Here is a 12,776-nt window from a genome sequence, read left to right as displayed (position 1 = left end):
CAGGGCTAAAGGTTGGTCGACCAACAATGGTCGGCCAATGAGCCTATGAGTCCATGAGCCAATGCTCTGACAACCTGCCGATGATCCATCGAGGGGACAGCCATGACCACCGCGTTCGACCCGATCGACCTCGCCGGCGTCCGGCTCGCCAACCGCATAGCGATGGCGCCGATGACCCGCAGCCGCGCCGGCGAGGGCGGCACGGCCACCGATCTGACCGCCGAGTACTACGCCCAGCGCGCCTCGGCCGGCCTGATCGTCACCGAGGGCGTCCAGCCCTCCGTCGTCGGCCAGGGCTACCCGTGGACCCCGGGGCTGCACAGCGCCGAGCAGGTCGCCTCCTGGCGCAAGGTCACCGATGCGGTGCACGCCGAAGGCGGCCGGATCTTCGCGCAGATCATGCACACCGGCCGCATCGGGCACCCGGTGCTGCTGCCCGGGGGCCTGACGCCGGTGGGCCCCTCCGCGGTCGCCGCCGAGGGCAGCACCTTCACGCACGAGGGCATGAAGGAATTCGTCACCCCGCGGGAGCTGACCGGCGAGGAGGTCCGCGCCACCGTCGCCGACTTCGCCACCGCCGCGCGCAACGCGATCGAGGCCGGCTTCGACGGCGTCGAGCTGCACGGCGCCAACGGCTACCTGATCCACCAGTTCCTCGCGCCCGGCTCCAACCGGCGCACCGACGAGTGGGGCGGCAGCGTGGAGAACCGCATCCGCTTCGCCGTCGAGGTCGTCAAGGCCGTCGTCGCGGAGATCGGCGCCGCCAGGACCGGTCTGCGGATCTCCCCCGCGAACCCGCTGCACACGATCGAGGAGCCCGACGCCGCGGCCACGTACACCGCGCTGGTCGACGCCGTCGAGCCGCTGGGCCTGGCCTACCTGCACATCATGGAGGCGCTCGACGTCCGCGAGCTCACGCTGGAGCTGCGCAAGCGGTTCTCCGGGGTCCTGGTCCTCAACGCCTTCACCGACGGCCCGACCGGCCCGGAGGCCCTCTCGCTGATCGAGGACGGCACGGCGGACATCATCAGCTACGGGATGCTGTTCGTGTCCAACCCGGACCTGCCCGCCCGCCTCAAGGCAGGCGGCCCGTTCGCCGCCGCCGACCGCGCGACCCTCTACGGCGGCGAGGGCGCCAAGGGCTACACCGACTACCCGGCGCTGAGCGACTGAGGAAGGTTTTAAGGGGTTTCACGAAGCGGGCGGCCGGTGACGGCCGCCCGCTCGCGTATGCCCGCTACTGCTCGCTACCGCTGTACCGCTAACGCGCCGTCTGCCCGTGCACGTACTCCACCAGACGCGTCAGCGCGTCCGGGTTCGTGTTCGGCATGACGCCGTGGCCCAGGTTGAAGACGTGGCCCTCCAGGCCGGACGCCGCGTCCAGGACCTCACGGGCCTTCAGCTCCACCGCCTTGTGGCCGGCGAAGAGGACGGCCGGGTCGAGGTTGCCCTGGAGCGCCCGGCCGGGGCCGACGCGGCGCGCGGCCTCGTCCAGCGGGACGCGCCAGTCGACGCCGACGACGTCCGCGCCGGCCTCGCCCATGAGGCCGAGGAGTTCGCCGGTGCCGACGCCGAAGTGGATGCGGGGCACGCCGTGGTGGGCGACCGCGTCGAAGACCTTGGCCGAGGCCGGCATGACGTACTTGCGGTACTCGGCCGGGGCGAGGGCGCCGGCCCAGGAGTCGAAGAGCTGGACGGCGGAGGCGCCGGCCGCGATCTGGACGTCGAGGAAGGCGGCGGTGATGCCGGCGAGGCGGTCGACGAGGTCGGCCCACAGCTCGGGGTCGCCGTACATCATGGCCTTGGTGTTCTCGTACGTCCGCGAGGGGCCGCCCTCGATGAGGTAGCTCGCGAGCGTGAACGGCGCGCCGGCGAAGCCGATGAGCGGGGTGGTGCCGAGCTCGGCGGTGAGCATGCCGACGGCCTCGGTGACGTAGGAGACGTCGGAGGCGTCCAGCGGGCGGAGCCGGTCCAGGTCGGCGCGGGTGCGGACGGGCTCGGCGACGACCGGGCCGACGCCCGGCTTGATGTCCAGGTCGATGCCGATGGCCTTCAGCGGCACCACGATGTCGCTGTAGAAGATCGCGGCGTCGACACCGTGCCGGCGCACGGGCTGCAGGGTGATCTCGGTGACCAGCTCGGGCCGCATGCACGACTCCAGCATCGGGATGCCCTCGCGCACCTTGCGGTACTCCGGCAGCGACCGGCCGGCCTGCCGCATGAACCACACCGGCGTGTGCGGCACCGGCTCGCGCCGGCACGCCCGCAGGAACGCCGAATCGTACGCCGCCGTGCGGCCGGTCTGCTGCTGGCCGGCGGGCTGGCCGGCATCCCTGCGCTCACTCATGCCCCAAATCTTCGCACGGGCCGAACGAGTGACCCGCCCATGTGGGTGTCCCTACCCGGAACCACGCCGCGTTCCGCCTAGTCTTCCGGGCATGGCTGCGGCGCAGGGACACCTCTCGGACGGTCCGGACGACGCGGATGGGGAGGGCTCCCCGTCCGTCTTCCGGCAAGCGGTCGCCGGGCTGCAAGGAGTGCGCCTGCGGCCGGAGATCGAGCTCGACGCGACCCCGCCGCCCCAGCGGCTCGCCCCCTACTCGTACGCGCTGGAGGCCGCGGTCGTCGTCGACGACCAGGAACTGGCCGACGGGCGGCTGATCCTGCTGCACGACCCCGCCGGGCACGAGGCGTGGGGCGGCACCTTCCGGCTGGTGACGCTGGTGCACGCGGACCTGGAGCCGGAGATGGCGGCCGACCCGCTGCTGCCCGAGGTGTGCTGGTCCTGGCTGACCGGCGCCCTGGAGGCGCGCCGCGTGCCGTACGCGGCGCCGAGCGGGACGGTGACGCGGGCGGGGTCGCACTACTTCGGCGGGCTGCGGGACCGCGAGCCGTCGACGCGCATCGAGATCCGGGCCTCGTGGTCGCCCGTGCCGCCCGCCGCGGCGAAGCCGGTGCGGGCGGTCCGCGGCGGGGAGGCCGCCCCGGCCGAGGGCGATGCGGCGGAGGGCGCCGGGGTCCCGGACACGGCGGCGCACCTGGCCGCGTGGTGCGACCTGCTGTGCCAGATCGCGGGCCTGCCGCCGGGCGCCGGCCCGGACGCCGGGGTGGTGACACTCCCCCAGCGCAGGGATCCCCGCTGACCGGGCGCGGCCGACCGGGGCCGGTCAAGGATGCGCCGCATCCTTGAATCCGCCGCGACGGCGACCAGCCACGACGGCGGAGCCCGGCGGTGCCGTACGGGCTCAGGCAGGCCCGGCACCACCGGACAGCACCACTGTGGCTGATCACCGCCGCGGCGGGATTGAAGGGGCGAGCCCCTTCACCGGCTCTCCCGCCGCGCAGGGCCACGGCCCAAGCGCACGCTCGCCCCTTCAGGGCAGCGCCCGACGCGCGCCACGGATCGAAGGGGGCAAGCCCCCTTCGCCGGGAGCCCGCGCAGCGGCCGGCGCGGAACGGTCACCCGGATGCCGTACCGGTGATCGGTTTCTGCCGGTCGCGGGCAATGTTTCGATCGGTAATTTGATCGGTTGTTGATCGATCGCATCCGAATTGCCCGAATTGTTACTCATCAATTCGTGATCATTCCCTAAAGCCGGGACGCTTCGGTGCCGAAGAGGCTTGTGACCCTTCCCATACGGATCGCCCCGGCTTACCCCCAAAAGCCGGCACCCGTCCCCCCGCCACTCCCCCCTGGAGGCTTGGTGTCCGTTCTCCTCGAGCAACCTGCGAGCCTCGCCTACCGCCCCAATAAACCGACGGCGATGGTCGTCGTCGCCGACCCCCGCGTCCGCTCCACCGTCACCCGGCACCTGTGGGCGCTGGGGGTGAGAGACGTGATCGAGGCGTCGTCCATCGCGGAGGCCCGCCCCCGCGTCGGCAACCCGCGCGACATCTGCGTGGCCGACGTCCACCTCCCCGACGGCTCCGGGCTCACCCTCCTGTCCGAGACCCGTGCCGCGGGCTGGCCCAACGGCCTGGCCCTGTCCGCCGCCGACGACATCGGCGCCGTGCGCAACGCCCTCGCGGGCGGCGTCAAGGGCTACGTCGTCACCGGCACCCGCACCAACCTCGGCGTCCCGGGCCGCCCCGGCGCCGCCCCCATCGGCTCCGCGGCCGCTGCCCGGCTGCACCGCCGCCCGCCCGGCGCCCCCGGCCACCCCGGCGGTTACCGCGAGCTCTCCGGCCGCGAGGTCGAGGTGCTGCGGCTGGTCGCCGAGGGGCAGTCCAACAAGGCCATCGGCGTCTCGATGGGGCTGTCCGCGCTCACCGTCAAGAGCCACCTCGCCCGGATCGCCCGCAAGCTCGGCACCGGGGACCGGGCCGGCATGGTCGCCGTGGCGCTGCGCACCGGCATCATCCACTGACCTTCCCCGGCCTTCCCCGGCCTTCCCCGGTCGGCGGGCCTGACCGGCGGACCCGACCGGCGGGCCGGAGCACCCGGAAGATCAGGAAAGATCCGGAAAGATCCACTGCGGCTCCCCCGAAGGCCCCGGGATCACCCGGACGGCAGCCTCGCGGGCATCCCCCGAACACGCACCCGCACACACGCCCGCACACACCCCCTCCCAGCCGCCGGCCCCACACGCCGCGCCCGTCGACGGGACGTTCCGTCGACGGGCGCTTGCCATACACAGATACCCTTGACCGGTGACCGACGCCCAAGAAACCGCAGCAGACACACCACTGCGAACCACCGGGGGCGGCCCCCCGGACGACGTCGTTTCGGCGCCGATCCCCCTACTGGAGCCACGCGAGGGCATCCCGCCGGTCGTCGCTGACAACGATGCCCTGGCGGCGGTCGTCGCCGCGTTCGCCGCCGGCACCGGCCCCGTCGCCGTCGACGCCGAGCGCGCCTCCGGATACCGCTACGGCCAGAGCGCCTATCTTGTACAGCTGCGCCGTGAGGGCGCGGGCAGCGCGCTCATCGACCCGGTCGGCTGCCCCGACCTGTCCGCGCTCGGCGACGCCATCGCCGACGCCGAATGGGTGCTGCACGCAGCCACCCAGGACCTGCCGTGCCTGCGCGAGATAGGGATGACGCCGACGCGGCTGTTCGACACCGAGCTGGCCGGACGGCTCGCCGGGTTCGCACGGGTGGGTCTCGGAGCCATGGTGGAGAACGTCCTGGGGTACGCCCTGGAGAAGGGGCACTCCGCCGTCGACTGGTCGACCCGCCCCCTGCCCGACCCCTGGCTGCGCTACGCCGCCCTCGACGTGGAGCTCCTCGTCGACCTGCGCGACGCGCTGGAGGAGGAGCTGGACCGCCAGGGCAAGCTGGAGTGGGCCCGGCAGGAGTTCGACGCCATCGCCTCCGCCCCGCCCGCCCCGCCGCGCAAGGACCCCTGGCGCCGTACCTCCGGGATGCACAAGGTGCGCAGGCGCCGCCAGATGGCGGTGGTGCGCGAGCTGTGGACCGCCCGTGACCATGTGGCGCAGCGGCGCGACGTCTCCCCCGGCAAGGTGCTGGGCGACGCCGCGATCGTCGAGGCCGCGCTGAACATGCCGCCGAACGCGCACGCGCTGGCGGCCCTGCCCGGCTTCGGGCACCGCATGAGCCGCAAGCAGCTGGAGCAGTGGCAGGCGGCGATCGACCGCGCCCGCGCGATCCCGGACACCGAGCTGCCGCAGCCCGGCCAGCCGCTCACCGGCCCCCCGCCGCCGCGCGCCTGGGCGGACAAGGACCCGGAGGCCGCCGCCCGGCTCTCGGCGGCCCGCACGGCCGTGTCCGAGCTCGCCGAGCGCCTCACGATGCCGCAGGAGAACCTGATCACTCCGGATACGGTGCGGAGGCTGTGCTGGGAGCCGCCCGCGCGGCCCACGCCGGAGGCGGTGGCGGAGATCCTCACCGCGCACGGCGCCCGGCCGTGGCAGGTGGAACAGGTGACCCCACTCCTGGTGAAGGCCCTCACGGAGGCCGTGGCCTGACGTCCGGTAGCCCGCCCCTTCCCGAAACCGGGGCCGCGCCAACCCCAGCCCTCTCGGGGGGCTGGGGGCTTGCCCCCAGGAAACGGAGAAAGGGCGGGACCGGGGCCATCCCCCCGCCGCAACGGCGCCCAGCCCACCGCACGGTGCCCGGCGGTGCCGAGCCCGGCGACGCTGAGCCCGGCGGTGCCGAGCCCCGCCGCATCCTCAGCCGCAGGCGCAGCCACCCCCGTACCGCACACGGAATGTGACCTTCGCCGCTCCCGCCGATGGGTCTGTGCAGCTTGGTTACCCGCAAGTAGCATGACGGTGTCAGCCCGCACCGCGGCGGAGCCGTCTCGGCATGCCCGCGCGCAGCGATCCCGCACAGGAGGAGAGCCAAGTGCCTCGTACCGCTAGGGACGTCGTTTTCGTCGACGGCGTCCGCACCCCGTTCGGCAAGGCGGGCCCGAAGGGCATCTACCACGAGACCCGCGCCGACGACCTCGTCATCAAGTGCATCCGTGAGCTGCTGCGCCGCAACCCGAACCTGGACGCCGCCAAGATCGACGAGGTCGCCATCGCCGCGACCACGCAGATCGGCGACCAGGGCCTGACCCTGGGCCGCACGGCCGGCATGCTCGCGGGCCTGCCGCAGACCGTGCCCGGCATGTCCATCGACCGCATGTGCGCCGGCGCGATGACCGCCGTGACGACCGTCGCCGGCGGCGTCGCCTTCGGTGCGTACGACATCGCCCTCGCGGGCGGCGTCGAGCACATGGGCCGCCACCCCATGGGCGAGGGTGTCGACCCCAACCCGCGCTTCCTCTCGGAGCGGCTGGTCGACGACTCCGCCCTCGTCATGGGCATGACGGCGGAGAACCTGCACGACCGCTACCCGCAGCTCACCAAGGAGCGCGCGGACGCGTACGCGGTCCGCAGCCAGGAGAAGGCCGCCAAGGCGTACGCCGACGGCAAGATCCAGGCCGACCTCGTGCCGATCTCCGTGCGCCGCACCACGCCCGAGGGCGGGGAGCTGGGCTGGGGCCTGGTCACGGCCGACGAGCCGATGCGCCCGGGCACCACCATGGAGGGTCTGGCCAACCTCAAGACCCCGTTCCGCCCGCACGGCCGGGTCACCCCCGGCAACGCCTCCGGCCTCAACGACGGCGCCACCGCCTCGCTGATCGCCGCCGAGGACGTCGCGCGCGAGCTGGGCCTGCCGGTCCGGATGCGCCTCGTCTCGTACGCCTTCGTCGGCGTCGAGCCCGAGGTCATGGGCTACGGCCCGATCCCGGCGACCGAGAAGGCCCTCGCCAAGGCGGGCCTGACGATCGACGACATCGGTCTGTTCGAGCTCAACGAGGCCTACGCCGTGCAGGTGCTCGCGCTCCTGGACCACTACGGCATCGCCGACGACGACCCGCGCGTCAACCAGTACGGCGGCGCCATCGCCTTCGGCCACCCGCTGGCCTCGTCCGGCGTGCGCCTGATGACCCAGCTGGCGCGGCAGTTCGAGGAGCAGCCGCACGTCCGCTACGGCCTCACCTCGATGTGTGTCGGCCTCGGCATGGGCGGAACGGTCATCTGGGAGAACCCGCACTTCGACGGAGGCAACAAGTGAGCACCACCGCTGAACTTCTCAAGGGTGCGGCGGAGCTGTTCCCCGACGAGGTCGTGACGCAGGCGCACGTGCGCCACTTCGACCTCCCCTTCGGCGCCGGGCGCTTCGCGCTCATCACGCTGGACAACGGCCTTGACCACACCAAGCCGACCACCTTCGGCCCGCAGTCGCTCGCGAACCTGAACGCCGCGATCGACCAGGTCGAGAAGGAAGCCGCCGAGGGCTCCATCACCGGCATCGGCCTCACCGGCAAGCCGTTCATCTTCGCCGTCGGCGCCGACCTCAAGGGCGTCGAGCTGCTGAAGAAGCACGAGGACGCGCTCGCCATCGGCAAGGGCGGCCACGACGTCTTCAAGCGCCTGTCCTCCCTCGCCGTCCCGACGTTCGCGTACTACAACGGCGCGGCCATGGGCGGCGGCGTCGAGGCCGGTCTGCACTGCACCTACCGGACCGTCTCGCGGGCCATCCCGGCCTTCTCCCTGCCCGAGGTCTTCCTCGGCCTGGTCCCCGGCTGGGGCGGCTGCACCCTGCTGCCGAACCTCATCGGCGCCGACCGCGCGGTCTCGGTCATCATCGAGAACTCGCTCAACCAGAACCGCCAGCTCAAGGGCAAGCAGGTCTTCGAGCTCGGCATCGCCGACGCCATCTTCGACGGCGCCGACTTCCTGGAGCAGTCCCTCCTGTGGACCGCCCGCGTCCTCAAGGGCGACGTCCAGGTCGACCGCGCCGAGATCGACCGCGGCGAGGCCTGGGACCAGGCCGTCGAGCGCGGCCGCTTCATCGCCGACTCCAAGGTCCACGGCGCCGCCCCGGCCGCCTACCGCGCCCTGGAGATCATCTCCGCGGCGAAGAACGGCGACCTGCGCCAGGGCTTCGACGCCGAGGACCAGGCCCTCGCGGACCTGATCATGGGCGAGGAGCTGCGCAGCGGCATCTACTCCTTCAACCTGGTGCAGAAGCGCGCCAAGCGCCCGGCCGGTGCCCCCGACCGCTCGCTGGCCCGCCCCGTCACCAAGGTGGGCGTCGTCGGCGCCGGCCTGATGGCCTCCCAGCTCGCGCTGCTCTTCGCGCGCCGCCTGGAGGTCCAGGTCGTCCTCACCGACATCGACCAGGAGCGCATCGACAAGGGCGTCGGCTACGTCCACGGCGAGATCGACAAGCTCCTCGCCAAGGGCCGCATCGGCAACGACAAGGCCAACCGCCTCAAGGCCGCCGTCACCGGCTCCCTCGACAAGGCCGCCGGCTTCGGCGACGCGGACTTCGTCATCGAGGCCGTCTTCGAGGAGATGGGCGTCAAGCAGCAGGTGTTCGCCGAGGTCGAGGCGGTCGTCCCCGCCCACACCATCCTCGCCACGAACACCTCCTCGCTGTCCGTCAGCGAGATGGCGTCCAAGCTCAAGCACCCCGAGCGGGTCGTCGGCTTCCACTTCTTCAACCCCGTCGCGATCCTCCCGCTGCTGGAGATCGTCCGCGGCGAGAAGACGGACGACGCCTCCCTGGCCACGGCCTTCGCCGTCGCCAAGAAGCTGAAGAAGAGCGCGGTCCTGGTGAAGGACGCCCCGGCGTTCGTCGTCAACCGCATCCTCACCCGCTTCATGGGCGAGATCCAGAACGTCATCGACGAGGGCACGCCGGTCGCGGTGGCGGAGAAGGCCGTCGAGCCGCTCGGCCTGCCGATGTCCCCGCTGGTGCTCCTGGAGCTCGTCGGCCCCGCGATCGGCCTCCACGTCTCCGAGACGCTGGCCGGCGCGTTCCCCGACCGCTTCAAGGTCTCCCCGAACCTCGCGGCGGTCGTCAAGGCCGGGAAGCGCGGCTTCTACGTCTACGACTCCGGCAAGCCGGAGCTGGACCCGGAGGTCGCCGCGCTTCTGGTGCAGGGCGACTCCGTCCTGACGGAGGAGCAGGTCCGGGCCCGCGTCCTGGAGGCCGTGGCCCAGGAGATCGGCCTCATGCTGGACGAGGGCGTCGTCGCCGAGGCCCAGGACATCGACCTGTGCCTGATCACCGGCGCGGGCTGGCCCTTCCACCTGGGCGGCATCACGCCGTACCTGGACCGGGTCGGCATCGCCGAGAAGGCCAACGGCAAGCGGTTCCTGCCGGTGGGTGTTGCTTCCGTTCCCGCGTAGCGGGACGTAAGCCTGAGGGCCGTACGGGGTTTCCCCGTACGGCCCTCGTTTGCGTTAGCCGTTGCGGCGGACGGCACGGACGAAGACGGCCCAGGCCGCCGGGGAAAAGGCGAGGACGGGGCCGTCGGGGGTTTTGCTGTCGCGGACAGCAGACGCGGACGGCGCCCATTCAAGGCATTGGCCCGCTCCGGAGCCGCTGTAGCTGGACTTGATCCAAACCGCGGCGGATATGTCAGGGTCGATGCTCATCGGGTAGTGCCTCCATGGCGTTCCGGACGAATGCCGACGACTCTGTCGGCGACAAGGCGCAGGACCTGAGCAGATCGTAGGCGTGTCGGCGGGTGACGACGCTGTCGAAATCCTCCAACAGCGTCCCGCTGGCATGTCCCTCTTCCCAGGCCACTTGTGTGCCGTCGCCCAGAGTGAACAACGCCAGCGAGCCGCCCATCAGCGCGTGTCCACCATGGCTGAACGGCAATACCTGCATCACGCAATTGGCGGTTTCGTTCAGGTCGATCAGCCGGGCCAACTGCGGCCGCATGACGGAGGGCCCACCGAATCCGCGGCACAGGACTGCTTCATCGATGACCACGGAATAGTCCGGCGCATCGTCGTCCCGTAGCCGGGCCTGTCGGCTCATCCGCGCCGCTAGCAAGTCCTCGACCTTGGCATCCGTCGCCCTCGGATCGTATGCCCTGAACAGGAGTCGGGCGTATTCCTCCGTCTGCGCGAGGCCCGGCATCAGCTGGCCGGTGTAATCGGCGATGACGCGCGCCTTCGCCTCGATCTCCATCCGCCTCCGGAACGGATCCGGGTGGATTTCCCTCCGCGCCACCTGGTACAGCTCAACGAAAATGCCGTCCGTGTCGAACGCGGCGTCCAGCAGTGCCGGAAGTTCCGGCGGCGGCATGGACTCCGCCGTCTCCACCCGCGCCAAGTGGCTCTTGCTGAAGTTCACGATCTCCGCGAGCCGCTCCAGGCTCATACTGCCGCGATACGTCCGCATCTTCGCCCCGAACAGGTGTCGGGCGGACCGGTCGGGCGTCAGTGGACGTGGCCGTGCGGGCATGCACGGACCTCCCATCTCCCCTGCCCCGCAGGGGACATCAAGTCCTGGTGGTCGAGCTTCTGCCCCGGCAACCCTAGTTCCCTGAACATGAGTTGCCCGCTGGCAACGAGCAAGACACAACGGAGGCCGGACATGATGAACGCCCGTGCGAATGCCCACCCGTACGACGAAGAAGAGGGCAGCCGCACGGCGGCACCCGCCTCATGCCTCACCTGCGCCGTCCTCGTCATGAAGCGCGCCGCAGCCCTCCGGGAGAGCCCCACCGCGGTGGAGGAGATCGAGCGCAAGCGCAGGGAGCACGTCCGGAACGGACACCGCTGAGGCTCAGCCCGCGCGCGTGCCCACGAGCTGGTAGTCAAGGCCGGACACGTTCATCGTGAGCGTGTACGAGGGCGAACCGTTCGTACCGCCGGTGAACTTCCCGCTCAGCTTGTAGCTCCCGGACGTCCGGGAGTTACTGCCGGGCGTGGTGTCGGTAATGATGGTCCAGGGGTTGTAACCGGTTTCCTGGACCGTGCCGTCTTGCTGGAGCCAGGCATCCATCGGGCCGATCTTCATGTTGACCACGCTGGCCACGCCCGTGGTCGCCGGCGTCCAGTTCACGGCGGTGAAATTCACGGTGATCTTCCCGGCATTGTCGGCGCCGGGCCCGCTCGGGTCGCTCACCTTCGTCACGGTGACATAGCACTGGGGCTTCGCACACGCCGCTCCGTTCGCGGTCCCGTTGTAGTCCCCGTTGATGTCGAAGGAGGCCGGCTGTGTAGCCGTGGGAGAGGACGGAGACGACGCCGGCGGCGAGGTGAAGTGGTTGTAGGCCCAGTAACCGCCTATCGCCACACCGGCGATGATCACAAGCCCCACGAGCACCCTGCCGAGCCGCGAGGCGCCCACGACTTCGGCTCCGGCGCCCGCGGCCGCGTCACCGCCCGCGATGACTTCTTCGCCCGCGGCGACAGGTGCGACCGGCGGAGGCTCGGGAGCCGCGCCGATGCCGCCGGGTACCTCGGCGGCCTCCGTGGCGGGAAAGCCTCCCGTGGGAACCTCCTGCCCCACGCCGCCGCCGGGCTTCCGTACCAACCCTTGGCGAGGAGGTTCCGCCGGAACGTCGGGGGCCATGTCGGCACCGCCGGGTTCCGGTGCGGCCTGCGGCTCGGGAGGAACGACGTTGTCGCGCATCCTCCCGAACGCCCGGCGGAACATGTCCTCCTCGGCCGCTCTCTGCTGGAGCAACGAACGGCAGGCATCCGGCCCCCGCGACAGCGCTGCCCGCACCTGTTCGATCCTCTGCTGGAGCTCCGCCATGCCCTCCCGGAGGTGCTGGACCCAGACCTTTGTCTCTTCCGCGGTCATGCCGGAGTGGAAGCTGCCCTCCGCGAGCTGCGCCTCCTTATTCGCCAGGATCGCTCGTTTGGCAGCCAGCCCCTCCTCGTACCCCCTGATCAGATCCTGCGCCTTTTCCATCTGCATGAGGTCGTCGAAGCCCCGCGACAAGTCCTTCATGACTGCTCCTCGCGCCCCTCGGCGCGCTCCCGCCCGGCATCCGCCCGGCTCTCGGCCGACAGGTCCACCTGGCGAAGGCCGACGCCGTCGTAGCAGTGCCAGCCGCTCGCGAAGTCCCACATCCACGCTTCTTCATCGCGCAGGACGAGCCCGGCGCGGAACGCCCGGCCGCGGAAGGATCCGGCGTCGATCCGCCCGTCCTTCAAATCCTCAAGCAGTTGCGAGCAGGTCGACAGCGCGCCCTGCAGCTGCGCGATCAGCTCCATGGCGTCGGCATCGACGGACTCGTCCGGCGAGACCGCCTCCAGGTGGCGCCCGTCGGTCCAGCCGGCCGGGCCGCCGCGGGCCGTGAGCCGCACCCAGCCGTCGGGCCGCCGCTCGACGACCTGCACTTCCGTACCGCCGGGGAGCTCGGCGACGGGCTGTTGTCCCGGATCCGCATCCGGATCCGGCAGGCTCCACAGATCCGCGCCCCACGCGGGGACCGTATGGGTGGCGACGAATTCGTCATTCGCGCTGGTCATGGCATGGACCCTTCCGAGGGGTCCCCTGA

At 71.4% G+C, this 12,776-nt stretch carries 12 protein-coding genes; 7 read left to right on the top strand and 5 right to left on the bottom strand.

Features of this window, described 5'->3' with window-relative positions; genetic code table 11:
• Window positions 1–102: 102 nt before the first annotated feature.
• Window positions 103–1,173: an alkene reductase gene (locus IE241_RS01155; RefSeq protein WP_190019651.1), complete on the top strand. Its 1,071-nt coding sequence runs from the start codon at window positions 103–105 to the stop codon at window positions 1,171–1,173.
• A gap of 88 nt (window positions 1,174–1,261) precedes the next feature.
• On the opposite strand, the gene hemE is transcribed toward IE241_RS01155, so the two are convergent.
• Complete coding sequence (hemE, locus tag IE241_RS01150; RefSeq protein WP_190019650.1) at window positions 1,262–2,347, bottom strand: uroporphyrinogen decarboxylase; 1,086 nt, start codon at window positions 2,345–2,347, stop codon at window positions 1,262–1,264.
• A gap of 91 nt (window positions 2,348–2,438) precedes the next feature.
• Between hemE and IE241_RS01145 the strand changes: the two genes are divergently transcribed.
• The 5 genes from IE241_RS01145 to IE241_RS01125 all read left to right on the top strand — a co-directional run bounded on the left by IE241_RS01145 (window position 2,439) and on the right by IE241_RS01125 (window position 9,654).
• Window positions 2,439–3,143: a DUF3000 domain-containing protein gene (locus tag IE241_RS01145; RefSeq protein WP_190019649.1), complete on the top strand. Its 705-nt coding sequence runs from the start codon at window positions 2,439–2,441 to the stop codon at window positions 3,141–3,143.
• A 561-nt stretch (window positions 3,144–3,704) separates the two neighbouring features.
• Window positions 3,705–4,367 (top strand): response regulator transcription factor, encoded by a 663-nt coding sequence (locus IE241_RS01140; protein WP_030369345.1) that lies wholly within the window; start codon window positions 3,705–3,707, stop codon window positions 4,365–4,367.
• Window positions 4,368–4,650: 283 nt separating this feature from the next.
• Entirely contained in the window at window positions 4,651–5,928 is a 1,278-nt protein-coding gene (locus IE241_RS01135) for an HRDC domain-containing protein (protein ID WP_190019648.1), read from the top strand.
• A gap of 379 nt (window positions 5,929–6,307) precedes the next feature.
• Window positions 6,308–7,528 (top strand): thiolase family protein, encoded by a 1,221-nt coding sequence (locus IE241_RS01130; protein ID WP_120755822.1) that lies wholly within the window; start codon window positions 6,308–6,310, stop codon window positions 7,526–7,528.
• Window positions 7,525–9,654 (top strand): 3-hydroxyacyl-CoA dehydrogenase NAD-binding domain-containing protein, encoded by a 2,130-nt coding sequence (locus IE241_RS01125; RefSeq protein WP_190019647.1) that lies wholly within the window; start codon window positions 7,525–7,527, stop codon window positions 9,652–9,654. Before IE241_RS01130 ends, IE241_RS01125 begins: the two co-directional genes overlap by 4 nt.
• A 54-nt stretch (window positions 9,655–9,708) precedes the next feature.
• Here the strand turns inward: IE241_RS01125 and IE241_RS01120 are convergent, their stop codons facing one another.
• Both IE241_RS01120 and IE241_RS01115 read right to left on the bottom strand, forming a co-directional pair.
• Complete coding sequence (locus tag IE241_RS01120) at window positions 9,709–9,903, bottom strand: DUF397 domain-containing protein (protein ID WP_190019646.1); 195 nt, start codon at window positions 9,901–9,903, stop codon at window positions 9,709–9,711.
• Window positions 9,887–10,723: a helix-turn-helix domain-containing protein gene (locus tag IE241_RS01115; protein WP_190019645.1), complete on the bottom strand. Its 837-nt coding sequence runs from the start codon at window positions 10,721–10,723 to the stop codon at window positions 9,887–9,889. Before IE241_RS01115 ends, IE241_RS01120 begins: the two co-directional genes overlap by 17 nt.
• 132 nt (window positions 10,724–10,855) lie before the next feature.
• Here IE241_RS01115 and IE241_RS01110 point away from each other — a divergent pair, with 132 nt between their 5' ends.
• Window positions 10,856–11,044: a hypothetical protein gene (locus tag IE241_RS01110; protein WP_190019644.1), complete on the top strand. Its 189-nt coding sequence runs from the start codon at window positions 10,856–10,858 to the stop codon at window positions 11,042–11,044.
• A gap of 3 nt (window positions 11,045–11,047) precedes the next feature.
• Here IE241_RS01110 and IE241_RS01105 read toward each other — a convergent pair whose 3' ends face one another.
• Together IE241_RS01105 and IE241_RS01100 are read right to left on the bottom strand one after the other, a co-directional pair.
• Window positions 11,048–12,223, bottom strand: coding sequence for a hypothetical protein (locus IE241_RS01105; protein WP_190019643.1), 1,176 nt, complete (start codon window positions 12,221–12,223; stop codon window positions 11,048–11,050).
• The gene (locus tag IE241_RS01100; RefSeq protein ID WP_190019642.1) at window positions 12,220–12,747 is read right to left on the bottom strand and encodes an SH3 domain-containing protein; all 528 of its coding nucleotides are present in this window, start codon (window positions 12,745–12,747) and stop codon (window positions 12,220–12,222) included. Before IE241_RS01100 ends, IE241_RS01105 begins: the two co-directional genes overlap by 4 nt.
• Between the last annotated feature and the right edge of the window lie 29 nt (window positions 12,748–12,776).

The organism is Streptomyces hiroshimensis, from assembly GCF_014650335.1.
Taxonomy (GTDB): Bacteria; Actinomycetota; Actinomycetes; order Streptomycetales; family Streptomycetaceae; genus Streptomyces; species Streptomyces hiroshimensis.
The sequence above is the reverse complement of the archived record's forward strand: the minus strand, read 5'-3'. Positions and strand labels throughout refer to the sequence as shown.